This window comes from Saccharomonospora piscinae, from assembly GCF_005862235.1.
GTDB lineage: Bacteria > Actinomycetota > Actinomycetes > Mycobacteriales > Pseudonocardiaceae > Saccharomonospora > Saccharomonospora piscinae.
In genome coordinates this window covers 152582-177625 of sequence record NZ_VCEK01000007.1, presented here as the reverse complement: position 1 = coordinate 177625, position 25044 = coordinate 152582, and the positions used below count along the sequence as shown (strand labels likewise).

General features: G+C 71.3%; 26 protein-coding genes and 1 other RNA gene. 7 read left to right on the top strand and 20 right to left on the bottom strand.

Annotated features, from left to right (window positions below; genetic code table 11):
* Nucleotides 1–10: 10 nt before the first annotated feature.
* From FFT09_RS22445 to FFT09_RS22425, 5 genes are all read right to left on the bottom strand, one after another.
* Nucleotides 11–2068, bottom strand: a complete 2058-nt coding sequence (locus tag FFT09_RS22445; protein ID WP_138383931.1) for a magnesium transporter — start codon at nucleotides 2066–2068, stop codon at nucleotides 11–13.
* Complete coding sequence (locus tag FFT09_RS22440) at nucleotides 2065–5052, bottom strand: ATP-binding protein (RefSeq protein WP_138383930.1); 2988 nt, start codon at nucleotides 5050–5052, stop codon at nucleotides 2065–2067. Before FFT09_RS22440 ends, FFT09_RS22445 begins: the two co-directional genes overlap by 4 nt.
* A 3-nt stretch (nucleotides 5053–5055) precedes the next feature.
* On the bottom strand, nucleotides 5056–5532 hold the full coding sequence (locus FFT09_RS22435) for a hypothetical protein (protein WP_138383929.1): 477 nt from the start codon (nucleotides 5530–5532) through the stop codon (nucleotides 5056–5058).
* Nucleotides 5533–5547: 15 nt separating this feature from the next.
* Nucleotides 5548–5817: a hypothetical protein gene (locus FFT09_RS22430; protein ID WP_024877560.1), complete on the bottom strand. Its 270-nt coding sequence runs from the start codon at nucleotides 5815–5817 to the stop codon at nucleotides 5548–5550.
* 509 nt (nucleotides 5818–6326) lie between these two features.
* A complete protein-coding gene (locus FFT09_RS22425) occupies nucleotides 6327–7193 on the bottom strand; it encodes an SCO6745 family protein (protein WP_081193818.1) in 867 nt (288 codons plus the stop codon).
* 110 nt (nucleotides 7194–7303) lie between these two features.
* On the opposite strand from FFT09_RS22425, the gene FFT09_RS22420 reads away from it, so the two are divergent.
* Nucleotides 7304–8107, top strand: a complete 804-nt coding sequence (locus tag FFT09_RS22420) for a class I SAM-dependent methyltransferase (RefSeq protein ID WP_081193892.1) — start codon at nucleotides 7304–7306, stop codon at nucleotides 8105–8107.
* Here FFT09_RS22420 and FFT09_RS22415 read toward each other — a convergent pair.
* Both FFT09_RS22415 and FFT09_RS22410 read right to left on the bottom strand, forming a co-directional pair.
* Nucleotides 8085–8417 (bottom strand): YnfA family protein, encoded by a 333-nt coding sequence (locus FFT09_RS22415; RefSeq protein WP_081193816.1) that lies wholly within the window; start codon nucleotides 8415–8417, stop codon nucleotides 8085–8087. The two genes, FFT09_RS22420 and FFT09_RS22415, sit on opposite strands and share 23 nt — an antisense overlap.
* A gap of 19 nt (nucleotides 8418–8436) precedes the next feature.
* Nucleotides 8437–9711, bottom strand: coding sequence for an MFS transporter (locus FFT09_RS22410; protein ID WP_081193814.1), 1275 nt, complete (start codon nucleotides 9709–9711; stop codon nucleotides 8437–8439).
* A gap of 64 nt (nucleotides 9712–9775) precedes the next feature.
* Between FFT09_RS22410 and FFT09_RS22405 the strand changes: the two genes are divergently transcribed.
* Genes FFT09_RS22405 through FFT09_RS22390 form a run of 4 tightly spaced genes read left to right on the top strand, consistent with a single transcriptional unit; the run spans nucleotide 9776 to nucleotide 12835 of the window.
* Nucleotides 9776–10162: an ArsR/SmtB family transcription factor gene (locus FFT09_RS22405; protein WP_081193812.1), complete on the top strand. Its 387-nt coding sequence runs from the start codon at nucleotides 9776–9778 to the stop codon at nucleotides 10160–10162.
* Between the two features lie 42 nt (nucleotides 10163–10204).
* Nucleotides 10205–11497 carry a PQQ-like beta-propeller repeat protein gene (locus FFT09_RS22400; RefSeq protein WP_244231465.1) on the top strand — a complete coding sequence of 431 codons (1293 nt, stop codon included), beginning with the start codon at nucleotides 10205–10207 and terminating at the stop codon, nucleotides 11495–11497.
* A gap of 40 nt (nucleotides 11498–11537) precedes the next feature.
* Entirely contained in the window at nucleotides 11538–11897 is a 360-nt protein-coding gene (locus FFT09_RS22395) for a BlaI/MecI/CopY family transcriptional regulator (RefSeq protein ID WP_024877568.1), read from the top strand.
* Nucleotides 11894–12835 (top strand): M56 family metallopeptidase, encoded by a 942-nt coding sequence (locus FFT09_RS22390; RefSeq protein WP_138383928.1) that lies wholly within the window; start codon nucleotides 11894–11896, stop codon nucleotides 12833–12835. Before FFT09_RS22395 ends, FFT09_RS22390 begins: the two co-directional genes overlap by 4 nt.
* Here the strand turns inward: FFT09_RS22390 and FFT09_RS22385 are convergent.
* Nucleotides 12811–13233, bottom strand: coding sequence for a hypothetical protein (locus tag FFT09_RS22385; RefSeq protein ID WP_138383954.1), 423 nt, complete (start codon nucleotides 13231–13233; stop codon nucleotides 12811–12813). The two genes, FFT09_RS22390 and FFT09_RS22385, sit on opposite strands and share 25 nt — an antisense overlap.
* 130 nt (nucleotides 13234–13363) lie before the next feature.
* On the opposite strand from FFT09_RS22385, the gene FFT09_RS22380 reads away from it, so the two are divergent.
* A complete protein-coding gene (locus FFT09_RS22380; RefSeq protein ID WP_138383927.1) occupies nucleotides 13364–14095 on the top strand; it encodes a DsbA family protein in 732 nt (243 codons plus the stop codon).
* Nucleotides 14092–14925 (top strand): cytochrome c biogenesis CcdA family protein, encoded by an 834-nt coding sequence (locus FFT09_RS22375; RefSeq protein WP_138383926.1) that lies wholly within the window; start codon nucleotides 14092–14094, stop codon nucleotides 14923–14925. The genes FFT09_RS22380 and FFT09_RS22375 overlap by 4 nt, the downstream gene beginning before the upstream one ends.
* 31 nt (nucleotides 14926–14956) lie before the next feature.
* Here the strand turns inward: FFT09_RS22375 and rnpB are convergent.
* The 12 genes from rnpB to FFT09_RS22315 all read right to left on the bottom strand — a co-directional run bounded on the left by rnpB (nucleotide 14957) and on the right by FFT09_RS22315 (nucleotide 24924).
* An RNA gene (gene rnpB, locus FFT09_RS22370) (RNase P RNA component class A) lies at nucleotides 14957–15347 on the bottom strand.
* A gap of 36 nt (nucleotides 15348–15383) precedes the next feature.
* Nucleotides 15384–16523 carry a bifunctional RNase H/acid phosphatase gene (locus FFT09_RS22365; protein ID WP_138383925.1) on the bottom strand — a complete coding sequence of 380 codons (1140 nt, stop codon included), beginning with the start codon at nucleotides 16521–16523 and terminating at the stop codon, nucleotides 15384–15386.
* The gene (locus FFT09_RS22360; protein WP_081193800.1) at nucleotides 16520–17257 is read right to left on the bottom strand and encodes a zinc ribbon domain-containing protein; all 738 of its coding nucleotides are present in this window, start codon (nucleotides 17255–17257) and stop codon (nucleotides 16520–16522) included. The genes FFT09_RS22365 and FFT09_RS22360 overlap by 4 nt, the downstream gene beginning before the upstream one ends.
* 111 nt (nucleotides 17258–17368) lie before the next feature.
* Nucleotides 17369–18553 carry a fumarylacetoacetase gene (gene fahA, locus FFT09_RS22355; protein ID WP_138383924.1) on the bottom strand — a complete coding sequence of 395 codons (1185 nt, stop codon included), beginning with the start codon at nucleotides 18551–18553 and terminating at the stop codon, nucleotides 17369–17371.
* On the bottom strand, nucleotides 18550–19434 hold the full coding sequence (locus FFT09_RS22350) for a hypothetical protein (RefSeq protein ID WP_138383923.1): 885 nt from the start codon (nucleotides 19432–19434) through the stop codon (nucleotides 18550–18552). Before FFT09_RS22350 ends, fahA begins: the two co-directional genes overlap by 4 nt.
* Entirely contained in the window at nucleotides 19431–20630 is a 1200-nt protein-coding gene (locus FFT09_RS22345; RefSeq protein ID WP_138383922.1) for a homogentisate 1,2-dioxygenase, read from the bottom strand. Before FFT09_RS22345 ends, FFT09_RS22350 begins: the two co-directional genes overlap by 4 nt.
* A gap of 116 nt (nucleotides 20631–20746) precedes the next feature.
* Nucleotides 20747–21319 carry a MarR family winged helix-turn-helix transcriptional regulator gene (locus FFT09_RS22340; protein ID WP_081193794.1) on the bottom strand — a complete coding sequence of 191 codons (573 nt, stop codon included), beginning with the start codon at nucleotides 21317–21319 and terminating at the stop codon, nucleotides 20747–20749.
* A gap of 74 nt (nucleotides 21320–21393) precedes the next feature.
* Nucleotides 21394–22203 (bottom strand): Nif3-like dinuclear metal center hexameric protein, encoded by an 810-nt coding sequence (locus tag FFT09_RS22335; RefSeq protein ID WP_138383921.1) that lies wholly within the window; start codon nucleotides 22201–22203, stop codon nucleotides 21394–21396.
* Between the two features lie 24 nt (nucleotides 22204–22227).
* The gene (locus FFT09_RS22330) at nucleotides 22228–22875 is read right to left on the bottom strand and encodes a GTP-binding protein (RefSeq protein ID WP_138383920.1); all 648 of its coding nucleotides are present in this window, start codon (nucleotides 22873–22875) and stop codon (nucleotides 22228–22230) included.
* Nucleotides 22856–23224: a DUF742 domain-containing protein gene (locus FFT09_RS22325; RefSeq protein WP_138383919.1), complete on the bottom strand. Its 369-nt coding sequence runs from the start codon at nucleotides 23222–23224 to the stop codon at nucleotides 22856–22858. The genes FFT09_RS22330 and FFT09_RS22325 overlap by 20 nt, the downstream gene beginning before the upstream one ends.
* On the bottom strand, nucleotides 23221–23643 hold the full coding sequence (locus FFT09_RS22320) for a roadblock/LC7 domain-containing protein (RefSeq protein WP_024877582.1): 423 nt from the start codon (nucleotides 23641–23643) through the stop codon (nucleotides 23221–23223). The genes FFT09_RS22325 and FFT09_RS22320 overlap by 4 nt, the downstream gene beginning before the upstream one ends.
* Before the next feature lie 9 nt (nucleotides 23644–23652).
* Nucleotides 23653–24924: an ATP-binding protein gene (locus FFT09_RS22315; protein WP_244231464.1), complete on the bottom strand. Its 1272-nt coding sequence runs from the start codon at nucleotides 24922–24924 to the stop codon at nucleotides 23653–23655.
* Nucleotides 24925–25044 lie beyond the last annotated feature (120 nt).

Here is a 25044-nt window from a genome sequence, read left to right as displayed (position 1 = left end):
CGACGACCCCCTACCGGACCACGCGGTCGGTGTCGCGGCCGTCGTCCCGGACCTCAAGGCCGCGCGACGGCCGGTACAGCACGAAGACGGGTTTGCCCGCCACCATCTCGTGCTCCACCCGCCGTGGTTGCGGCACGGCGGCACGCTCCGGTGCCGGCTGTGGTGACGCCGGTGACGGCGCCGACGCCGAAACACCCGTCGAGGCGAGCCGCGACGGGACCACAACGGGATCGACGTCGTCGGCCCGGTCCCAGCCGTGCTCACTCACCGCCGGGGAAGTCATCCTGCGGCCGCCCGAGTACGCCGCCATCGGATCCCGCTGTTTCAGGTAGTCACCCGGCGACCGGCTCGGCGGGTATCCGCCGAAGACGCCGGACTCCGCGCTGCCCGCCGAGGGCAACGCCGCGCGACCGCCGCCTCCGGCCCACACCGTCGCTGGGTGCGCCCCGGCGCCCGAGCGGGTGTCGAGCCGCTCGGCCGTGGCCGTCACCGTCGCTTCAGGACGGTTGCGGCCTCCGGAGAGCACGCCGCCCGTGCCCCGGGTGGCGGCCCCGCCCTCGTCGCGGTCGTCCTCCGCGACGGTCTTCCAGAACTCGTCCTGCGGACTCGGCTGGTCGCCGCCCCGCCGGAACCGGGAGAGCAGCCCGCCGCGAGGACTGGGTACGGCGGCACCGACCATGCCGACCGACATCTCCACCATCTGCCACAGCCGTTTGCCCGGTTTGCCCACCATGAACAGCAGGACGGTGATCAACCCGGCGACCACGAGCTGCGTCAGCATGGACAGCGAACTGCCCGCCGTGAAGATCGCCCGCAGCAACAGGGCCTGCACACCGGCCAGGACCGACAGCACCAGCAGGTTGAACGCCACCGTGCCGACGACCTTGCCCACCCGGCGCAGGATGTCGTGGTGCAGGATGGCGACGAGCCCGATGAGCGGCGCGGTGAGCGTGAACAACCGCACCAGGATCTGCGCGAGCAGCACGGCGGCCTTGGCGAACAGCTGGAACAGCGCGTAACAGAGACTCTGGATGAACGCGAGGAAACCCGTCCCGGTCCTGCTGCCGTCCTCACCGGTGAAGTACCCGGTGGCGGGGCCGAGGTCATTGGCGATGGCGCGGAACTCGGACTTCTTCTCCTCGATCAGCGCCTCGTCGGCGTCGTCGCCCGCGCGCATCTCCTCCCAGGTGAACGACTGCGCGTCGAGCAGCGCCCTGCCGTGCTCCTCGGCCTCCGGCGAGTCGGGCGCGCCGAACTCACCGCGCAGCCAGTTCTTGTAGACCACCTCGGTGTGCAGATCGGTCGGCAGCACGTGACGCAGGACCCGGTCCTCGCTCTCGTCCACGAACCCGGCCTGGATGTTCGTGGTGGTCTGCACGATCGCGTTGTCGATGTCGTCGTAGTAGCGCAGCAGGGCCATCGAGGACGCCGCGAGCCACACCCCGCCCAGGGCGAACAGGGCGCGTTTGCTCACCGTGGCGAGGTCGCCGCGCCAGATGTTGCGGAACAGCAGGATGGCCAGCAGCAGCGCGAACAGCCCGAACAGCTGGGTGTAGATGTTGTCGTAGACCGTCTCGGCGCCCTCGGAGACGGCGTTGTAGATCGGGTTGAGCAGCCCGCCCTCGAGCACGGTGTAGTGCAGCGAGTTCGTGGCCCCGACGATGTTCTTTCCGAGGTTGAACAGCTGGTTCCCGGCCCAGGTGTCGATCGTGGACTCGGGAGAGCCGAGACCGAGCGCGCCGTTGTCGCAGTCGTAGACGTGCCACACCATGCCGGCGTAGCTGTGTTCGAGATAGGCGCTGCCCGCCTCACCGTTGGCCGACGGTGGGTCGATGGCACCGACCATGCCCGCGCCGGGCCGTTCCGGGTTCGGCACCTCGCAGCCGCTGTCCTGCGCCGACGCGGGGGCGGTGAGCGTGAGTTGCAGGCCGAGCACGGCCACGACCAGGGCCAGCGCGGGCGTCCGGCGTCCACCGGGGGCAGCGCGCTCGCCGCGACGACGCGCCCGCACCGCCCGCCACGCCGCAGCGCAGCAGACCACGGCCAGCACCGTCATGATCGTGTTCATACGGCGCCCCTGCCGGTGCCCTTGCCCGCTCCCGCGTGCTGCCGTTCCTCCGGCCGCGTCTCGGCGCCGTCTCCCATGTCACCGCCCGTGTCGCCGCCCGTGTCGCCGCCGGGAGCGCCCCGGTCTTCCGTGCCGGGTGGCGGATCGGCCAGCACGTCGCCCTCGGTGAGTCCGACCTCCAGCTCCGCCGCACGCTCCAGGTCCTCGTCGATGACGTCCTCCGGCGGCTGCGCCACACCCGGCGCGGAGTTACCGGCCTCGTCGGCCCTGTCGGTGTCCGTATGGGGGTCCGTGTCGGGGTCGGACTTCGTGGCGGGGCCTGTCCGCGGTGCCGCGGCGGGAGCGGACACCGACCCCGGCGTGGTGTCGAGCACGCCCCTGAGGTGGTCGAGGTGCGGCCCGGAGAAGTCCACCCTGATGCGTTCCACACCGCCCGCGCCGTCGGCGAAGATGAACTGTCTCGGGTCGGTGTCGCGCTCCACGTCCCGCCGCGAACCCGGCCTGCGGCCGAGGGCCGACACCACCTGCTCGTAGCCCACCCCCACCGGCACCTTCAGCAGGCGCAGCGCGTCGGCCTGGGTGTCGTCGTCGTCCAGCCTGCCGACGAACACCGAGTCGAGCAGGGCCACGAAACCCTGCATACGGAGGAAGTCGGCGGGGATCTGCGACGACAGCAGCACGCGGACGTTCCACTTGCGGGAGTCGCGGGCGAAGCGGTTCATCAGCACCCGGCCCGTGGGTACCTCGGAGAGGAAGAACGCCTCGTCGATCCAGACGCCCTTGCGCAGCTCCTTCGGCTTCTCGTACACGGAGCGCTGCGTCAGCCACGCCGCCAGGTTGAGCATCTCGACGCCCAGTGCCTCGGCGTCGGTCCAGTGCTCCCGGCCCACGCTCTCCTTCGGCAGTGTCAGCCCGGCCATCGTCAGCACGGTGAGCCGGTCGTCGCGGGTGTCGGAGTAGGGGTCGGCGTCGGCCTCCGGGATGAGCAGCGACATGCGTTCGCGCAACTCGTCGAGGAAGTCCGCGACCACGACGGCGTGCTCGTGGTGCTCGCTGGAGTCACCGCGCAGTGCGTCGATCACCTGGCCCGGGTCGGCGTCGTAGCGGCCACCCACGCGCCGCACCGCGCGCAACAGCACGATGCGGGTCTGCGGCATACGCGCCACCTCGTAGGGCAGCACGCCGGTGAGCACGTCGAGCACCAACCGCCGCCGGGTCGCTCCCGCGAGCGCGCGTTCCCTGCGCCATGCCCGCTCGGGGTCCTCCTCGTCGAGGAAGTGTTCGAGCTGCGGTTCGGCCACCACGCGATACGGGTTGAGGATGCCCGGCTGGGCGTTGAGCAGGTTGATCGGCCGTGCGTAGGGGCGGATCTCCGGCAGCTCGCACAACCGCGACAGCGGCCCCGACGGGTCGAGGATCGTCCAGTGCGCGCCCGCACGGAGTGTCTTGTAGACGATGCCGCCACCGAGGAACGACTTGCCGCCACCGAGACCGGCGACCATCGCGGTCAGCCCCGAGCCGTCGCGGATCTCCTGGGCCATCCACGGGTCCCACGCGACCGGCCTGCGGGTGGCCGTGCAGGTCTCCCCCAGCAGGATGCCGCGCCGGTCGCCGACCTCCGCCGTCGCCGTGGGCACGGCCGAGGCGGCCCAGACCACCGACCCCCGGCGCAGGTACGCACCGGACGACAGTGCCTCACCCGGGATGAACTCCCGTGCCAGCGCGTACTGCGCCTCCGGGTGCTCGATGGCGACCTTGGGTTTGTACAGGTCCAGCAGTTGCTGCGCCAGGCGCAGCGCCTCCCGCTCCGTCGGCGCGGACACCGCCAGCCGCCACCACGAGCGCACGCGCGTGGCCAGCGCCGTGAAGCCCGACGTCATCTCGTCGTCGATCTCCAGCACCCGCGACGCCTGGCGGGCCAGCGACTGGGGCGGTTCGAGGTCGTGCTCGTCGGTGTAGTGCTTGACCTGCGAACGGACCTTGTTCATCTGCCGTTGCAGCTCGCCCGCGACCTCCTCCGGCCTGCGCACGTAGATGCGCGCCGACCACTCCACCGCCGACGGCAGCCGGTCGGCGTGCTGCACCCACGGGTCGTCGACCTCGGGAATCTGCAGCCCGTGCATCTGCCCGACCGTGAGCACCGCGACATGCCGGGCGATACCGGCGTTGGAGCCGGTGCGCCCCCGCACGGCGACCGTGGGCGCGTAGGGATCGCTGTGGAAGTCGGCGGCGTCGGTGAAACTCGCGAGATCCTCGGGCTCCCAGGTGGCGCCCGGCACCGCGGGCAGGTTCCTCGGCGCGGGCAGGCCCAGCGAGCACGACCGGTGCATCAGCCAGGACATCTCCTCGGCCTCCACCGGCCTGCCCTCCAGCCCTGGAGCGCCCATCACCTGGTCGAGGTGCTCGACCTCCGAGTCCAGCGCGGCCAGTTCGGCGTCCACCGCCTCGGGGAGGATCTTGCGCAGCAGCGGGGCAGCCCGCTCGACCGCACGGTCCATCACCCGACGGGTCTGGACCTGAACCCCGATGTAGACCTCTTTCTCCGCCATCGAACGGCCCATCAACTGCTGCTGCTCGCCGACGAGATAGTCGTCGAACGACAACGCCCCCGCGGAGTCCGGCGGCCGGTTGTGGGCGTTGTGGACGTGCGCCTCGGCCCACATGCGGATCGGATACGGCCGCGTGGTCACCCGCAGGTGCATCCAGCGGCCCTGGAGATCGGCGTACTGGCCCGCGATCGCCGCGACCAGGTCCCGGCGCTGCGAGTCCGACCGGAACGACCAGCGCTGGGGCGCCAATCGGTACCAGGCGTAGACCTCGTGTCCGGTGCGCAGGAGGTGCCCGTCGATGGACCGCGCCGCGATCGACGGAGTGTAGGTGGGAATGGCCTGCTCGCCGGGCAGCCGTTTGCCCTGACGGCCGCCCTCGGCCTGTTGCGCTGGTGCCGGGTACTGGGCTTTCCGGCTACGGCCACGACCGAACAACGACTACCTCCCGACCGCCGCCGGAGGGCGACGGTGCGCTCGTGCTGGGTTGTCTGGCGGATACGGGACGGGTGGGGGCGCCGCGCCGCGCCGGGCCCCTCTCCGGCGTTCTCGCGGTCTGGGCCGCCGGGCGTTCACTCTGATCTTGCTCGCGCTCGCGGCACCCCCCGTTCCGGTCCGGCGCTCGCGCGGTGAGTGCAGCTCGCGCCACCACATGGTGAACACCGCGCCGAGTGGCCGTTCGTGGCTGATCTTCGACGTGATGATGCGGGTGAGCGCGATGGTGATGACGAACGCCCACGCCGTCGAGAAGAACCCGAAGCCGATTCCGACCTGCCGTTCCACGCCGAGAACCACGAGGAAGACCGGAATCCCGACGCCCCAGGCCACGTAGCGGGCCCGCCACGGGAAGGTCGCCTTCGGCGGACCGAGCCACACCGCGTCGACGCGGTAGATCTCGTCGTCAGTTCGGATGCGCACCGCGCGAGCCCTACGTCAACTCGAACTCGTGAACAGGCTGGCCAGCCACTCGCCGACGTCGACGCCCAGCCCGCTCACGGCGAGGCCGACGATCGCGAGCGCGATCACCACGCCAGCGAGCCTGCGCATCACGCCCGCGTTGTCTCCCTTCCCACCGCCGAGCCACAGCAACAGCAGGGCGACGGCGAGCAGCACGAGCGGGATGATGTTGTCCAGAATCCAGTTACGGACGTTGCCCGTGTCGAGCTCGGCCTGCGCGAGTGTCGCAAGCGTCATCGTGGTCATCGCGTACTCCCGAGTGCCCGGGGTGTGGAGCGCTGCGCACCGGTGTGCGCCGCGCCGGGTTTCCAGCACGTGCCGTGTTCAAACAACATCATGGCGTGATGACTGGTGGGGGTCAAAGGTCTGCCCCGAAGCCACGACCAATCCACTCGGCCTCCCTGCGTGATCTCACACACTCGGACGAGTTCGTCCCCCAGTCCGGCGGGACCGTCGTGACGGTGCGCGTTCGACCCGACGGGGCGCCGCCCCCGGTGTCGACACTCACTCATCCGCGCCGATCCCCCTCACAGTGTGTGCCACGAGTCCCTCGGTCGGTGACCGCTAAGACAGTGAACCATGCCCTGGGCGGGGGCCACGACAGACTCCGCGAAGTGGTCCGCACCACCGTTGGGCGTCGCCCGCGTGGCGCACGCCAGCCTCATCCGAACGGGCGATTCTCGCGGTGGGCGGGTGCAGTGCAGGCCACCTTCGCTGCGTGAGACGCAGTGAGGGTGGCCTTCGCGGCATCCCGCTCAGGATCGCTGCGTGAAAAGTTCCCTCGGGAAGGCGCCCGCCTTGCGCACCGCGCGCGACAGCGGCTTGGCGAGTTCGGCGATCCTCGCCGACTTCTCGGCGCCGACGGCCCGGTAGGGGCCGGCCGCGGCGTGGTCGGTGCGCTCCTCCAGCGCCGCGCGCATCGCCCTGCCCTCGTCGGTGAGACCGCCGTCGTCGCCGAGGACACCACGCTCGCGCAACGCCTGCTCGGCGCCTGCCCAGTCCTCGTCGGTCCAGCCGCGCAGCTTCTTCGCGGCCTCGGCCCGGAAGCTGTTGCCCTGCGCGATGTGGCTGACCAGCGCCTGCAGACCGGGCAGCCCCTCGGCGACCAGCGCCGCGATATGACCGTCCCCGCGGTGTTCCCGCAGCAGGGTGGCACCGTGCCAGAGGGCGGCAACCGGCCCGTCGGGCCAGCCGAGGTCGGCATGACCGGCGAACAGCGGGCGCCCTTCGGGCGAGCACGCCTCCGCGGCCTCGCGGACCAGCCCGGCGAGTTCGGTCACCTCGTCGGAGGCCGCCGCGTCCCCGAGCAGACGCCGCAGTGCCGCCTCGGCCCCGGCGAACCGCAGTTTCACCAGCTCGGCGGGCTCCACAACGGACCAGGCGTGCGGGATGTGCCTCGCGACGAGCCGGTGGTTGAAGTTGTAGAAGGTCGCGGTGACCACGCTGGCCCCCACGGCACCCAACGGTGCCGCCCGACCCGCGAAGTATCGCCCCCGTGCACTGTCCAGTCCCGCCGCCGTGAAGGACTGCTCGACCTCCGGGGCGAAGTAGACGAACGCGTGCAACGGCTCCAGCGCCGCGTGAGCGCGCGACGCGAGTTGCTGGGCTTCGGCGCGGTCCATGCGGATCACCCTAGCCCCGCGCACCGGTGGACGGGAAGCGGCCGTGGCGCGCATGTTCGCTGGTCACGAAAATGGTGGCCCCGCACACACCGGTCGGCCACGGTGGTGACATGTCCCAGGGATTCCGTGGTGAGGTCGTGGACTTCTACCACCGCTACCGGCGCGGCTATCCCGATGCCGTCGTGCGGCGACTTGTCGACGCGTTCGCGCTCGGCCCCGACGACACCGTGGCCGATGTCGGTTGCGGCACCGGACAACTCACCCTCGCGCTCTCGGGCCGGGTCGGCGCGGTGATCGGCCTCGATCCGGAAGCGGACATGCTGGCCCGCGCCCGCGCCGAGGCCGGCGAACACGGCGTCACCAACGCGCTGTGGCTACTGGGTGGCGACACCGACATGCCCGCGCTGCATGCCGCCGTCGGCGACGGCGGGCTGGCCTGCGTCACCATCGCGCAGGCACTGCACTGGATGGATCACGAGACACTGTTCGCCCGGCTCCCGCCGTTGTTGCGCCCCGGTGGCGGTGTCGCCGTGGTGACCAACGGGCTTCCACTGTGGCAGCAGGACACACCGTGGTCGCGGGCGCTCAACGGCGCACTGGCCGAGTGGGTCGGCCACCCGCTCACGGCCCGGTGCGGCACGGACGAGAAGAGCCGCCGCGCCTATCGCACGGCGCTGGCGGACGCGGGCTTCACCGTGCGGACCCGGACGGTGGCCTATACCGACGAGCTGAGCATGGAGCAGCTCGTCGGCGGGGTCTACTCGGCCATGTCGGCCGACCTGCTGCCCGCTCCGGACCGGCGCCCCGCGCTGACCGAATCGCTCACCCGCGCGGTGGAGGCCCATGCGCCGTTCGTGGAGGAGGTACGAGTACACCTGTTGCTCGCCACGCTCATCCACGAGGGGCATACATGATCACCGCGACCCCGGAGAGGCACAGCAACGCGCCGATCACGTCGAACCGGTCCGGCCGGTAGCCGTCCAGCACCATGCCCCACACCAGCGACCCGGCGACGAACACCCCGCCATAGGCGGCGAGGATGCGGCCGAAGTGCGGGTCCGGTTGCCAGGTCGCCACGAACCCGTACGCACCGAGGGCGAGCACTCCGGCTCCGATCCAGATCCAGCCCCGGTGTTCCCGTACGCCCTGCCAGACGAGCCAGGCTCCGCCGATCTCCGCCAGCGCGGCCAGCACGAACAGCGCGATCGAACGCAACACCAGCACCGCGGACCTCCCTCGGGGACTACGACCCTAACGCGATGCCCTTTTCGGTGCCGGGGTCGTGCGCGACGAGGTCGTGTCGCGGCCACAGGCGGGTCGCGGCCACGGCTCCGGCCAGGGTGAGCAGCGCCAGCACCAGCCAGCCCGTCGTGAATCCGGCCGCGGTGACGAGCCAGCCCGCGACGGGGTAGCTCACCAGCCAGCAGGCGTGGGACAGGGAGAACTGGGCGGCGAACAGAGCGGGCCGGTCGGCCTCGTCGGCGCAGCGGCGCAACACCCTGCCGATCGGCGTGAGCACCAGCCCCGCGCCACTGCCGCTCACCATCCAGGCGACGACGGCGACCGGCCAGCGCCACTCACCCGTCTGCGCCGTCGACAACGCGACCGCCGAGCACACACCGGCACACAGCGCCGCCGCTCCGGTGAGCATGACCTGCCGCTCCGGCACCCGGTCCAGGACCCGTGGCAACGTCAGCGCCACGAGCATGGTGCCCACGCCGTGTGCGCCCAGCAGCCACGCGACGTCCGCCTCCGAGCGGCCCAGCGCGTCGCGTACGTAGTTGACCGTGTTGACCACCACCACCGCACCAGCCCCGGCGACCGCGAGGTTCAGCGCCAGCACTCCACGCAGGCGGGGAGTCGCGAGGAAGATCCGCGTTCCCGCTGCCAGGCGTTCTCGCAGGCCCGTCCGGGTGCTCGGCCGAGCCCGGGGCAGCCGTGCCGTCAGCACGAGCACGGCCGAGACGACGAATCCGGCGCTGGTGCCCACGAACAACCAGTGGAAGCTGAGCACGCTGAGTGCCACGGCGGCCAGCACCGGGCTGAGCAGGGTCTCCATGCTCGACGCGAGCTGCGACGCCGACAACGCCCTCGTGTAGCGGCTCTCGTCGGGAAGGAGGTCCGGCAGCACGGCCTGGAAGGTCGGTGTGAACGCGGCCGACGCCGACTGCAACACGGCGATCAGCACGTACACCTGCCAGATCTCCGTCACGAACGGCAGGGCGAGCACCACCGAGGCCCGCACCGCGTCCGAGCCCACCAGCCACGCCCGTCGCGGTATCCGGTCGGCGACCGCACCCACCACCGGCGCGAGCACGACATAGGCGACCATTTTGATCGCCAGCGCGGTGCCGAGCACCGCCCCCGCACCGGCACCGGCCAGGTCGTAGGCCAGCAGGCCGAGGGCCACCGTGGTGAGTCCGGTGCCGAACAGGGCGATCACCTGGGCGCCGAAGAGATGGCGGTAGTTGCGGTCCCCGAACAGCGTGTTCCGGGAGAGGCCGTGGCTCGGGCTCATGCGGCGCAGGTTAGCAGAACAATTGAAGACCTGTTCAGTTGTTGTCGCTCGCTAGACTTCAGCCATGGGCCACGAACCGCCGGGGCACGCGCCACCGGCCCACCTGAGCGCCGAGGACGCCGCCACGGTGGCCACGACGCTGCAGGCACTGGCCACCCCCAGCCGACTGCTGATCCTGACCCGGCTGCGCGCGGGGGCGTGCGCGGTGACCGAACTGGCCGACGACGTCGACATGGAGACCTCCGCCGTGTCGCACCAGCTCCGGCTCCTGCGCAACCTCGGCCTGGTCACCGGCACCCGCCGGGGTCGCAGCATCGTGTACAGCCTCTACGACAGCCACGTCGCGATGCTGCTGGACGAGGCCGTCTACCACATCGAGCACCTGCGACTGGGCCTGCGCCAGGACCCGGCGGGCACCGCGCCACAAAACGCCGGTACACCGGCACCCTGAACCACCCGACCGCCACCCTGTCTACTATGTGCCCTAGTAGATATGGCGGGAGGAACGATGCGGCATCGCGGTACGGGCACGCTCGCACTGCTCGCGGCAGCGTCGGTAGCGGCGGGGGTCGCACTGACGGCCTGCGACGGCGGAACCGGGACCGCGCCGGAGCGGTCACTGCCGACGCCGGTCGTCGACCGGACGCCCCGGACGGCCACCCCTCCTCCGGCGGACGCCGACCCACCCGGGCCCGACACCTCACCGGCCCGCTGGACGGCGCCGTTCGACGATGTCCCGCGCACCGGCGGGCAGATGTTCGTCGGCCTGGTCTTTCCCGCCGACGACGAGGCGGACCTGTCGATCGTCGGCGTTGCCGGGGACGGGAGCACCCGGTGGAGCGTGCGCACCAACCCCGCCTGCGTCGGCTACGGCACGACGCGGGTCGGCGACCAGGCCGCGGCCGTGGTCCTCGCGAGCGACGCCGACAGCCGGGCGGGCAGGATCGCAACCCGGACGTCGGCCCAGGCCTACGACGTGCGCGACGGCAGCCGGTTGTGGGGGCCCACCCGGGTGCCGGGGCCCATGCTCGGGCCCGGACTGATCTTCGGCGACGCCACGCCGTCGGTCGTCGGCGGCGAGCAGTCCGAGCGCGTGATGCTCGCGGCCCACTCGGGCACCCCGGTCGAGCCGCCCGCCGAGGGCGCGGCCCCGGTGTACGAGCACCACGGCACCGGCCTGTTCGGCGACGGGAGCACGGTCACGGCTGTCGACACCGCCACCGGGGAGACGTTGTGGGACTCCGGGAGCGTGGCCGCCCCACAGGACTGGGACGGCGGGCCGCGCCGGGTGGAGCTGCTCGACTCCGGCTCGGCCTCCACCGGCGACGTCGTCGCACTGCGCTGGACACACGCGGACGGCGGCGAGCGGACGAGCCTGCACGACCTCCGGCACGGGCGGCTGATCGCCACGCTGGGCGAGGCGCCGGAGGCACGGACGACCGTGGACTCCAGCACGGGAACGGTCGTCGTCTCGGGCCTCGACCAGTACCGCACCACCCGCGCGTTCGACCTCGGCAGCGGCGAGCAGCTCTGGCGTGAGGACGGTGGTGTCGGCTCCCTGGAGATCACCCTGGCTCACGAGGGCACCGGATACGGCACCCGCGCCGGACGGTCGACGGCGATCGACGTCCGCACGGGGAAGGTCGTCGCCGACGGGGACTGGGAGGTACCGGTGGCGGCCACGGCGGCCAGGCTCCTCACACCGCTCCCGCCGGAGCCGGGAGACGGTCCCTCGGACCGCACCGAGGGCAGCGGCCCCGGCTACGTCGCCCATGAGAGCCGCTGAGCTGCGCCTATCATCGGTGCGGCGGAAGGGGTGCAACGGTATGCGTGGTCTCGGCGAACTCGAAGCCAAGGTGATGGACGTGTTGTGGTCGGCGGAGAAGCCGCTGCGGGTCCGCGACGTTCTCGCCCGGTTGGACCAGTCCCGCCCGCTGGCCTACACCACGGTGATGACCGTGCTGGACAACCTGCACGGCAAGGACTACGTGCGCCGGAACAAGGCCGGGCGCGCCTACGAGTACACCGCGGCCGACTCGCGCGAGGAGGTCGGCGCGCGCCTCCTGCGTGACGTCCTGTACTCCAGTGGCGAGGTCGAGCAGGTCCTGTTGCACTTCGCGGAGTCGGCCACCCCCGAGGAGTCGGACATCCTGCGACGCGCGCTGCGGAAGGGAGAGTCGTCGTGACACTCGCGCTCGGGTTACTCGCCGCGGCCGTCGTGCTCGGGGCCGCCGCGCCCCTGTACCTGCGGGTGACAGTGACTCCCCGGCTGCGGCCCGGGCTGGCACTCGCCGGGTGGGTGAGTTCGGGACTCGCCGTCCTCCTGCTCGTCCCGATCGCCGGCCTGCTGCTGGCCTTCCCGTCCGGCGACGGCCTCGACGGCCTCGTCGGCATGGCGGGCAGTTGCGTCAACGTGTTCGTCGCGCACGGCGACGTGGTGTGGGCCGACGTGGCACGGCTCTCCGGCGCCGCCGTGCTGCTCGCGGCCACGGTCAGGACGATCGCTGTCGGCCTCGGCAGGACCCGCCGCCACCGACGCTGCGGGCGGGACCACGTCACGCTGCTGCGCTCCCTCGGCCGCGCCGAGGGCCGAGTGCTGTGGCTCGAATCCCCCGACCCCGTCGCGTACAGCGTCGGCGGGCGAGCGGGCACCGTGGTGGCGACGCGCGGGGTCGCCCGGCTGAACCCGCACGAGCGTGACGCCGTCCTGGCCCACGAGCAGGCACACCTGCGGGGGCGCCACCACCTCCTTGTGCTGGCCGCCGACATCGCCGCCACGGCGTTGCCCTTCGTTCCCCTGTTCCGGCAGGCTCCCTCGGCGGTGCGGGTGCTGGTGGAACTGGCGGCCGACGCGGCTGCCGCCCGCAGGCACGGGCCGGAACCGGTGCGGGCGGCGTTGCTGGCGGTGGTGACCGGGCAGGCACCGGACACCGCGCTGGCGATGTCGCGCGACGCGGTGGACGCCCGGTTGTTGTGGCTGGAGAAAGGGCGGGCACTCGCCCCGCGAATGCCGGTCCGCGCCGACTATGCCGTGGGCGCGGCACTGACCGCGGTTCCCGCGGTGCTGGCGGTGGCGACCGTCGTGCTGCTGGTGGCGTTCTACTGCGTGGCAGCCGCGAGTTGAGGGTCGGCGCAGGCGTCCGAGGAGCAGGCGCTCTGCCGTCCGCGCCGTCGGCGCTGAACGACGGCCGCGGTGAGCAACGCCAGCGAGATGAGCGCGAGGAACGGCTGCAGAGGTGCCCAGAGACCGAGTGCTCCGGAAGTACCCAGCGCGACGAGCACGAGCTTGTTGCACACCGGGCACCCCACCGCGAAGACGGCGAGCAGCACGCCGCCCAGCGGCCGTCGTGATCCACCCGCGGTGGGCGGAGGGCCCTGGATGGCGAACCAGGCGACCGTGAGGGCGACGGTGGCCGCCACGACCGGGTACTCCCACCAGCGGACCGGGATCTCCCTGGAGAACAGCGGCGTGTCGATGATGTCGGTCGGCACGGCCACCACCGCGAGGGTGAGTGCTCCCATCGCGAGGGCACGCGCCGCTCTGCGAGCCCGCCGTCCGGTCGGCTTCGTCAGGGTGTCCACGGGTACTCCGATCGTGAGTCTGATTTACTATCTAGGATAGTAGTTCAGATTCGAGCGGAGTGGAGAGCCGATGTCCGCATCATCGCGACGGGACACCTCCAAGCGGGACGCGATCCTCGTCGTCGTCCTGGTCGTGGTCGCCGTGGGACTGATCGCCTACCTCGCCGGCGGGGGATCGGACGACGACTCCGCGGCGGGCGCGCAACAGCCGCGGCAGGAAGCGGCGGACGCCACGGCGGGAGCCGACCCGCTGGCCGACCTGCCCCGGCGCGAGCCGGGCGACCCCATGGCACTCGGTGATCCACAAGCCCCGGTGACGATGGTCATGTACGAGGACTACCGCTGCCCGTTCTGCGCGAAGTTCAGCCGCGACATCTCGCCCGCCCTCGTCGAGCGCTACGTCGACACGGGCGTACTCCGCATGGAGTGGCGCGACCTCCCCATCTTCGGAGAGCAGTCGCTGACCGCCGCGCGAGCGGGCCGCGCCGCCGCGGACCAGGACCGCTTCTGGGAGTTCACCGAGGCCGTCTACGCGGCCGCGCCCGACCGTGGCCATCCCGACCTCACCCCGGAGGCACTGCGCGAGTTCGCCCGCGAGGCCGGAGTCGGCGACCTCGACCGCTTCTCCGCGGACCTGACCTCGACCCGCTACGACGCCGCCATCGAGGCCGACGCACAGGAGGGGGCGGCCCTCGGCGTGTCGAGCACGCCGACGTTCATCGTCAACGGGCAGCCCGTCCTCGGCGCCCAGCCACTCGACACCTTCGTGTCCGTGATCGACGCGGCCGACGCCGAATCATGACCGAGATCGGACTGCTGGGAGCCTTTCTCGGCGGCGTCCTGAGCCTGCTCAGCCCCTGCTCGGCCCTGCTGCTGCCGTCGTTTTTCGCCTACGCCTTCGATCGGCTCTCCACGCTCGCCTGGCGCACGACGGTCTTCTACGCCGGACTGTTCGTCGTCCTCGTGCCGCTCGGCGCGGGCGTGGGCGCGATCGGCGCCCTGCTCACGCGGTACCGCGGAATCGCGACGCTGGTCGGCGGCACCGTCCTCGTCCTGCTGGGCCTCGCGATGATCCTCGGACTCGGCTTCGGCTCGGCCGCGGCGCAACGCGCCACCGCGCGCATCAGGATCTCCTCGAACGCGTCGGTGTTCGCGCTCGGCGCGGTCTACGCGCTGGCGGGTTTCTGTTCCGGGCCGCTACTCGGCAGTGTGCTCACCGTCTCCGCGACCGGCGGGCAACCGGTGTACGGCGGGACACTGATGGCGCTGTACGCACTGGGCATGGCGGCGCCGCTGTTCGTCCTCGCGCTGGCCTGGGATCGCTTCGATCTCGGCCGCAAGGACTGGCTACGGGGGCGTCCCGTCCGGATCGGACCACTGCGCACCCACTCCACCAGCCTGATCTCGGGCCTGCTGTTCATCGGCGTCGGCGCGCTTTTCCTGCTCACCGACGGCACCGCGAACCTCGGGGGACTCACCAGCGTGGACACCCAGTTCGCGTGGCAGGTGTGGCTGCAGGACCTGACCGCCTCGGTGGCGAACACCGCCGTGGTGCTGGGCGTGGTGCTGGTGGCACTGGTGGTCCTGGTGGTCCGCCTCCTGCGGGCACGGCGCAGTCGCCAGCTCCGTTGACGGGCCGCTCGTGCAGGTGGACTCGTGGAGGTGGACGAGTTGGCCTGTAAGCCGGATTCTGTCCACGCCCGCCTCGCGGCGGGCGATGGGCGACCATCCATCTGGGCCTGCCGTCGCCGACAGGCTCAAGCAGCCTACCCGCAGACTCGGACGGGCCGTCCTCGAACGCCTGCGCAGGAGCCTGGGCTCCCTCTTGGCCTTGCTCCGGGTGGGGTTTACCGAGCCGTCCCGGTCACCCGGGACGCTGGTGGTCTCTTACACCACCGTTTCACCCTGACCCGGCCGGTGTGGCCGGGCGGTCTGTTTTCTGTGGCACTGTCCCGCGGGTCACCCCGGGTTGCCGTTAGCAACCACCCTGCCCTGTGGAGTCCGGACTTTCCTCGACCGGAGACACCTCCGGCCGCGGCCGCCCGGCCAACTCGTCCACCCGCCAAGCCTACCCCGGCCGGATCGGCCACTCAGGCGAGGTGACAGGTGTCGTTCACGAGCGACACCGAGGCGTTGCCGTCCGGGTAGAGATCGACCACCGACAGCGAGGCCAGATCGAGATGGAGCCGGTACAGCAGCGCCGGTCCCGCGTCGAGCCCGAGGCGCAGCAGCGACTTCAGTGGTGTCACGTGGCTGACGACGACCACCGTGCCGCCCCCGAACCGGGCCACCACATCGGTGAGCGCGGCCCGCACCCGGCGATGGACCTCGTCGAAGCTCTCGCCACCGGGCGTACGTACCGAGGCGTTGCGCAGCCAGCGCCGGTGCAGCTCGGGATCGCGCTCGGCCGCCTCGGAGAAGGTCAGGCCCTCCCACTCGCCGAAATCGGTCTCCCGCAGACCTCGGTGCGTCTCGACGGGCACGCCCAGTGCGTCGGCGACGACCCGCGCGGTCTGCGTCGCCCTCGTCAGCGGTGAGGACACCACATGCACGGGCCCCTCGGGTGGCTCCAAACCCGCGATGCGTTTGGCGACGGCCTCCGCCTGCCGGGTGCCGAGGTCGGTCAGTGCGGCGTCCCCGGAGCCCGAGTAGCGCCGGTCGACCGACAGCGGTGTCTGCCCGTGCCGCACCAGCAGCAGTCGCGTGGGAGTGCCCTGCGCTCCCGTCCACCGGGTCGGCGAACGCTGCTCCGTCGGTTCGCGCTCCCCCGCACCGGCCTCCGGGTCGGCGGGCTCGTCGTCGGCCGGAGCCGGTCGTCGGACTCCGGCCTGGTCGTCCATGGCCTCGTTGGCCAGCCGGTCGGCGTGCGCGTTCTGCGCTCTCGGAATCCAGGTGTAGGTGACGCGGTCGAAGCGCCCCGCCACCTCCCTTGCCCGCAGCGCCAGCGGTTGCAGTGCCGCATTCTTGATCTTCCAGCGACCGCTGAGCTGCTCCACGACGAGCTTGGAGTCCAGCCTCGCTTCCACTGTGGACGCCCCCAGCTCCGCCGCGGCCTCCAGCCCGGCGATGAGGCCGCGATACTCGGCGACGTTGTTGGTGGCGACGCCCAGCCCTTCCTGCCGTTCGGCGAGCACTCCGCCGTCGGGATCCCGCACGACCGCGCCGTACCCGGCGGGGCCGGGGTTACCGCGCGAGCCGCCGTCGGCCTCGACGACGACGTGCCGGCTCACAGCCCCGACTCCAGAGTGCGCACGAGGATCGCGCCGCAGTTGTCACACTGCACGACCTCGTCCTCGGGCGCCGCCTTGATCTCGGCGATCGTGCTGCGGTCCAGCTCGAGCTGGCAGGCGCCGCAACGCCGGGCCCGCAGCAGGGCCGCGCCGATGCCCTTGTGCGCCAGCACGCGCTCGTAGAGGGCCACCAGGTTCTCCGGCAGCGCGGGCACCAGCCGCTCCCGGTCGGCGTCCCTGCGGGCCTGGGTGGTGTCGAGATCGGCCAGCGCCTCGTCCCGCCGGGTCGCCGCGTCGGCGAGTTCGCGCTCGGCCCGGTCCACCTCGGCAGCCGTGCGCTGCACGTCCGTGTCGACGGCCTCCTTGCGCTCCATCAACTCCAGCTGGTCGTCCTCCAGCGCCGACTGCCTGCGCGCGAGAGTCGTCAGTTCGTGCTCCAGGTCCGTGAGCTGCTTCGCCGACACCGAACCCGACTGCATCAGGGTGCGGTCGCGCTCGGCCCGTGCCCGGACCGACTCGACCTCACGCTCCTGCCTGACGACCTCACGTTCGAGGTCCGAAGCCGACGTCTGCACCGCCACCAGTGCGTCCCGCCGCTCCCTCAGGAGCTTTTCCGCGTTCTCGATCTCGGCCAGCTCGGGGAGGGTCCGGCGGCGGTGAGCGACCCGGTTCAGCTCGGCGTCGACCTTCGCCAGGTCGAGCAACTGACGCTGCACAGCGGGTTCTGCCTTCACTGCGGTTCTCCGTTCGTCCAGGTGCCGGCTCGCGCACGGGCTCGCGGGCGAACCCGCTCGGCCCACGCCTGCGATCCTCCCACAACGCGGGAGCACGCCGGTGAACGGCGGTCAGCGACCAGGATGGTTCGCCGGGGCGATGCGTGTGCGGACCTCGCCGAACCCGATGCGGCCTCCCGCGGCGCCCGGCGCCGTGGCCGACAGCGCGACTTCGTCACCGTCGCGCAGGAACGTGCGTTCCTCGCCCGCCACCACGATCGGTTCGCGACCTCCCCAGGTCAGCTCGATGAACGCGCCACACTGCGACCGCTCCGGCCCCGAGACGGTGCCGGATGCGTACAGGTCCCCGGTACGGGTGGCGGCACCGTTGACGGTGAGGTGCGCCAGCATCTGAGCCGGCGACCAGTACATCTCGCGGTACGGCGGGCGGCTCACGATCTCGCCGTTCCACTCCACCGTCAGGTCGATGTCGAGTCCCCACGGGTCCGCCTCGCGCAGGTACGGCAGCGGGCGTGGTTCCTGGGGCGGCGTGGAAACCCGTGCGGCACGCAGGGCGTCCATCGGCACCACCCACGGCGACACCGACGTGGCGAAGCTCTTGCCGAGGAACGGTCCCAGCGGAACGTACTCCCACGCCTGAATGTCGCGTGCCGACCAGTCGTTGACCAGGACGGCGCCGAAAACCCGCTCGGGGAACTGCTCCACCGGAACCGGGCTGCCCTGAGCGGACCCCGATCCGACGAGGAAGCCCAGCTCGGCCTCGATGTCGAGCCGCCTGCTCTCTCCGAACGTCGGCTGGGTCTCGTCAGGTGCCTTACGCTGCCCGCACGGCCGCACCACGTCGGTGCCCGACACCACCACGGTGCCGGCCCGGCCGTGGTAGCCCACCGGCAGGTGCTTCCAGTTCGGCAGGAGGGGTTCGGCGTCCGGGCGGAACAGCCTCCCGAGATTGCTGGCGTGGTGCTCGGAGGCATAGAAGTCGACGTAGTCGCCGACGGTCACGGGCAGGTGGAGTTCGACGCCCGACACCGGAAACACCGCGGCATCCGGCACGGATCCCGACACCAGGGCGGTGACGCGATCACGAACCTCCCGCCAGCGCCGGTGCCCCTGCGCCATGAAGCCGTTCAGCGTCGGCCTGGCGAACACGTCGTCGCCCAGCGCGGCGGCGAGGTCCACCACGTGGTCACCCACGCGGACACCCACCCTGCGCTCCTCACCGGGAGGGGAGAAGACCCCGTACGGCAGATTGTCGAGCCCGAACAGGGAACCGTCGGGAACGTCGATGCTCGTCATGCGGTCCTCTCCGCCCCGGGTGCCACACTCGGCGGCAGCAGACCCAGGGCCAGCAGGTCGTGCAAGGGATCGGTGATGCTGCAGGTTCCGAACGACCGGAACACCGCCCTAGCCTCGGTCAGAGCGGGCTCGTCGAGCGCGCGCACCCGGTCGGCGACCGAGGCGGTGTCGGTGTCGGCCAGCACGGCAGCCAGTTCGGCGATGTCCGCGCCGCGCAGCGCGCCCACCGTGGCGAGCAGCAGGTTGAGGAATCCGTGTTGCTCGAACCCGGTCGCGGGATCGGTGTGCCGCACGGCGTGGTGCAGCCCGGCCGTGGCCTTGAACGGCACCCCCGACCGCACGACGGAGGCCACCGCGTCGGCCAGTTCACCCGGCCCGGGGTGCATCGCGGCGGTGACCCCGCCGGTGCGGAACTTCGCGAGGTAACGAGTACCCGGAAGCGCGGTGAGCAACGGCGTCCGGCGCTCGTCCCGGGGTAGTTCGACGAACACGTCCACGCTCGACGGCACCACCGCCCGGTCGAGCGCGGACAGCACCTCGGCGGGGCTCAGCCCGTCGGGGACGGCGACCTCCAGCGCGCTCAACCGCACGGGTAGCTCCGCGGCGTGCTCGACCACGCCGGGGACGGCCTGCGGCCCACCCGGGAACGTCAGACTCAGGTCGAGCGCGGTGTCCGGGGCCGTGTCGGCCAGCAGCGCCGCGAGATCGCCGAGTGACGAGGCCGCCACCACCAGCGGGCCCACCAACTCGCCGTAGGGCGCGTGGCGATGCTCCGCGTGGGCCGGCACCGCGTCGCTCAGCGGCGCCAGTCCCGGCGGAAACGTCGCGGCGTCGTCGCACCATCGCCGCGCGAAGGCAGGCAGGGTTTCCGTGGCGTTCACTGCGCGGGCCCCCTCCCCGCCCAGGTCCACGCGTACGCGGAGTCCTCACACGCCAGACCACCCTCGCCCAGTTCGAGCGGCCGGAACGTGTCGACCATGACCGCGAGCTCGTCGAAGTAGTCGACGCCGACGCTGCGTTCGTACGCCCCGGGCTGCGGCCCGTGCGCGTACCCGCCCGGATGCACCGACACCGAACCCTGTGCGATCCCGGAACCCTTGCGGGCCTCGTAGTCGCCTCCGCAGTAGAACATGATCTCATCCGAGTCCACATTGGAGTGGTAGTACGGCACCGGGATGGACAACGGGTGATAGTCGACCTTCCGGGGCACGAAGTTGCACACCACGAAGTTGTGCCCCTCGAACACCTGATGCACGGGAGGCGGCTGATGGACACGGCCGGTGATCGGCTCGAAGTCGTGAATGCTCATCGTGTACGGGTAGAGGCATCCGTCCCAGCCCACGACGTCGAACGGGTGGTGCGGATACACCAGCACGGTGCCCACCAGACCGCGTGAGGTGCGATGCTTCACCAACACTTCCACGTCGGTGCCCTCGGCGGTGAGCGGCTCGCCGGGACCGTGCAGATCGCGCTCGCAGTACGGGGAGTGTTCGAGGAACTGGCCGTAACGCGAGAGATACCGCTTGGGTGGGCCGACGTGGCTATTGGCCTCGATCGCATAGGCACGCAGCGGTTGGTCGCCACGCGGCAGCCAACGGTGGGTGGTCGCCATCGGCAGCACCACGTAGTCGCCCTCCCGCGCCCGCAGGGCGCCGAAGACCGTCTCCACCACGGCCTCTCCGGACTCGACGTAGACCACCTCGTCGCCGGTCGCGTTGCGGTACAGCGGCGAGTCCCGCCCGGCGACCACGTACGACAACCGGACGTCCGCGTTACCCAGCACCAGCCTGCGGCCGGTGACGACGTCGGCATCGCGCCAGCCCTCACCCGGGAAAAGCTCAGGCAATCGCAGATGCCGGGGCCGGAGCGGATGGTTCGGCGTGGTCGCCTGCTCGGGCAGTTGCCAGACCCGGGAATCGACGATCGCCGAGGGGAGGTGCCGGTGGTAGAGCAGCGCGGAGTCGGACGAGAAGCCCTCCTCGCCCATGAGTTCCTCGTAGTAGAGGCCGCCGCCCTCGGAGCGGTGCTGGGTGTGACGCTTCGGAGGAACGTCGCCCACGCGACGGTAGTACGCCATGACCTGCCTCCTCGGAAGTCGGCGCCAGGCCGGTACGCCCCCGGCCCACCCCCATATAGTAAAGGTGTTAACTATTTTTCAGCCAGAGTGACGTGTGCCACACATTCCGTAGGATGTCAGTTCCGGCCGCGCACGTCGAACTGATGCCGGTTGGTGATCAGCTTGTTCAGCAGCATCACCAGAATGCGCTGCTCGGTGCCGGTGAGCACACTCGTCCACTCGTGCTCACGCTCGTTGTGGGTGCGAAACACCTCCACCATCTCGCTGTGCCCCCGCGAGGTCAGCGACAACCGCACCGACCGTCCGTCGCGGGCGTCGGGACTCCGGTCGAGCATGCCGTCCGCCACCAGCGTCTTCGCCAGGTTGGACACGGCCGCCCTGCTCATTCCGGTGAGTACGGCGGCGTTCTTCGGCTCCAACGGCCCGGCCAGCCAGGTCACGAACAGCAGCCGGAAACCCGACCACGACAGCCCTCGCGGCCGGTGTACCGCCGCCTCCAGGTCGTAGGTGACGATGTTCGAGGCCCGGTTGAGAGTCAGCAGCACCTCGGTCGCGAGTTGGTGCCGGAACCCGTACTCGGTGGCGAGCCGGTGGTTGGCGAGCTCGACGAACGTCCAGAAGTCGAGTTCGCTCGCCGACGGCCGCCGCTCGTCGTGATCGGAGTGCTCGTCGTCGCGGTCGCCGTTCATGCCTTCACTGTAGAGACCGGAAACCGGAGTACCACCGCCTCAGCCGACACCGCCGGCACCGATTCAGCGTTTGACTATCCACCGGAGCCGACCCGCATCGTCCAGGGATCGGTGCATCGGATGGACACCCGCACGTCGAGGTCACCGGCATTCCGGATCACGCGGGCCGCCTGCTCGCACCACGGCCACTCGCTCGCCCAGTGGGTGAGTCCGACCAGCGCCGGTCCGTCCTGTTCGCGGTGCTCGCCCGCCGGATGGTGCCGCAGGTCGGCGGTGACGTAGGCGTCGACGCCCTCGGCCGCGGCCGTGGCCAGGTAGCTGTCGCCCGCACCACCCGACACCGCGACCGTGCGCACGAGCCGGTCCGGCTCACCCGCGCCCAGTACCCCGGGCTCGGTCGCGGGCAGCGCGGCGGCCACCCGCCGCACGAACTCCGCGAACGGCACCGGCTCGGCGAGCTCGCCCACCCTGCCGAGGCCGGTGCGGCCGTCGGCATGCGGCGCCAACGGCCGCGACACCCGCACGCCGAGGCGCTCCGCCAGCGCGTCCGAGACGCCGGGCACGGCCGAGTCGGCGTTGGTGTGGGCGCAGAACAACGCCACCCCCGAGCGCACCATCCGGTGGACGAGCCTGCCCTTGGCCGTGTCCGTGCCCACCCCGTGTACCCCCCGCAGCAACAGCGGGTGGTGCGCCACGACGAGCTGCGCACCCCATTCCACGGCCTCGGCCACCGTCGCCGCGACCGGATCGACGCACACGAGCACGCGCTCGACGGGCTCGGCCGGGTCCCCGCACACCAGGCCCACCGCGTCCCACGGCTCGGAGAGCTCGCGCGGGTAGGCGGTGTCCAGGGCGGCGATCACGTCGGAGACTGTCGAAGACATGCGGGTGATCCTGCCAAACCGGCCTCAGCGGTGCGCGCCACGCGCCCGCGACATCGTGTGCAGGTGACGCACCAGCGTGAGAAGCACCTGCTTCGCCGACTCCCGCCGCCGCGCGTCACACGCCACGACGGGAACCGAGCCGGACAGCGACAGCGAGTCGCGCACCTCACCGAGGTCGTGCGCCGCACCGGGGAACACGTTGTGGGCCACGACGAACGGCATGCCGTGCTGTTCCAGCCGGTCGATCGCGTACCACGAGTCCTCGACGCGGCGCGTGTCCAGCAGCACCACAGCGCCCAGCGTGCCCGCGAACAGTCGTTCCCAGAGGAACCAGAACCGTTGTTGCCCCGGCGCCCCAAAGAGGTAGAGCACCAGCTCGGCGGTGAGACTCACCCGGCCGAAGTCGAACGCCACGGTGGTGCTCGACTTGCCGCCCACGCCCGCCGCCTGGTCGACCCCCCTGCCCGCCTCGGTCATCGTCTCCTCGGTGCTCAGCGGTCTGATCTCGCTCACCGACCGCACCAGCGTGCTCTTGCCGACACCGAACCCGCCCACAACGACGATCTTCACGCCGTCGGTGGCGGTGCTGCGCAGCGGTGGACGGGCAGCCGAGGGGGCAGCGGCCTCAGCGGCCTCAGCGGCCTCAGCGGCCTCAGAGATTGCGGAGTCCAACGAGCACCTTCTCCAGAAACGCGGGGTCGGGCAGCTGATCGGCGGCGCGGGGGGCGGTCGGGTGCCGGGCGGTGACCTCACCCGCGTCGAGCAGGTCGGCGAGCAGGATCTTCACGACGCTGACCGGCAGGTCCAGCTCGGCGGCGACCTCGACGACGGCAGTCGGACTGCGGCACAGCCACAGGATGCGCAGATGCTCCGACTGGCGCCCGGGCTGGGCCTCGGACTCGCTGACGATCAGAGTGACCAGGTCGAGCTCGCAGTCCTCCGCGGTACTGCGGCCCCCGGTGATCGTGTAGAGGCGTTCGGGCGTGTCCCCGGCGGCACGGGGCGTCTGCTCCCGTGTCATACCCGAGGTGCGGCGGGACGGCGGCGGTAGCGGGGCGGCGCGGTGAGAAACGAGCCGATCTGCTCCACCAGCTCGGTCATCTTGTGCCCGACGAGCCCGACGTCGGCGTTCTCGCGTGCCACCACGGCAAGGTGGGCACCCTCCCCCGCCTCCACCACGAACAACAGCCCGCCGTGGAACTCGGTCATCGACTGGCGGACGCCTCCTGAGCCGTCGCCGAACTCGGCGGAGGCGCTCTGAGCGAGTGCCTGGACTCCGGCGGCGATGGCGGCCAGCTGGTCAGCCTTGTCCGCGTCGAGGCCCCGGGTGTGGCACAGCCTGAGCCCGTCGCGCGAGAGCACCAGTGCGTGGCGGGTGCCGGGCGTGTGCTCCAGCAGGCTCTGCAGGAACCATTCGAGACTCTGGTCGGTGGTGCTCATCGGCAGTCCTCAGTCGGCGGTGGTCGGTGGGGTGTCCGGCCGCACCGCGGCACGGAAAGCGCTGAAGCTCGCGCCCGCGTCGGCACGGGGTTTGGTGTCCAGGCGGTGACGGGCTCTCGGCGGCGGTGAACTGCCGAGCGTCTGTCCCCTGCGCCGCTTCGGCAGCCGCGCGGTGGAGGACGGAGCGGTGGAGGACGGAGTGTGGTCGTCGACGGCGATCCGGTGGCGCAGAGTGGGCTCGTCCTCGGGACGGGGCTGGGTGACGAGCGCGGCCGGGATGCGCAGTACCGCGCTCACCCCGCCTCGCGGCGACGCCCGGAAGCGCACCCGCAACCCGTGTTTGCGCGCCAGGCAGCCCACGACGGCGAGGCCGATCCGGGTACCGAGCGTCGCCAGATCGAGTGGTTCGTCGATCGCCACCGCGCGTTCGGCACGCCGCAACACCTGGGGCGTCATACCGAGCCCCGCGTCCTCCACCCGGACGACCAGCCCGGTGTCGAGGTGTTCGACGTGCACGTGGACGTCCTCCTCCGGCTTGGAGAACCGGGTGGCGTTGTCCATCAGTTCGGCCAGCGCGTGCATGACGTCCTCGGCGGCGTAGCCCGCGACGGCGGCCGTGCAGGTCGAGTGCAGCCGCACCCGCCGGTACGCACCGATGCGGCCCATCGCGCCGCGCAGCACGCTCTCCATGATGATCGGCTTGTTCCACCGCCGTCCCGTGCGGGCACCGGTCAGCACCGCGATGCTGTCGGCGAGCCTGCCCGCCTGTGCGGTGCAGTGGTCGAGTTTGAGCAGGTCACCCAGTACGCGCTCGTCGTGCCGGTACTCCATCTCGCGCAGGTCGGCCAGCATGGTCACCGCCATGGCCTGCACGCGGCCCGCCGCGGTCGCGCACGCCGACATGGCCGCTTCCCGCCGCCGCTCGCTCACGTCGAGTTCCTTGACGAACCGCCGCACAATGTGCTGATCGACTACCTGGGAGGCGAATTCATTCGTGCGTTGTGCCAATTCATCCATAATGGTGGAGACGGCGCGCGACGATCCGCCTTCTCGTAACTGGGACGCACACTCCGGGAGGATCTCGTCAGCTAGTCGAGTGAGTCCCGTTTCCCTCGATTCGGCTTCACGCTTCACCTGCTGTAGTTGACCGGTTCGCTGAAAGACGAGCGCCACCGCGACGCACAGCGACAGCGTCGCCACGGCGCCGGCCAGCAGCACCGGAAACCGCTCGTCCGCCGCGACTTCCAGCGACGACAGCAGCCACAGGCCGACGGTCACCACGACCGAGCAGGCCAGTGCGAGCAGAACCCGGCCGTGAGCCGAGCGAGGTACGAGCGCACGGAGCGCTTCCGACGGGGAAATCAGGGACCCCCAGGTGTGCGAAGACGTTCATTGGCACAA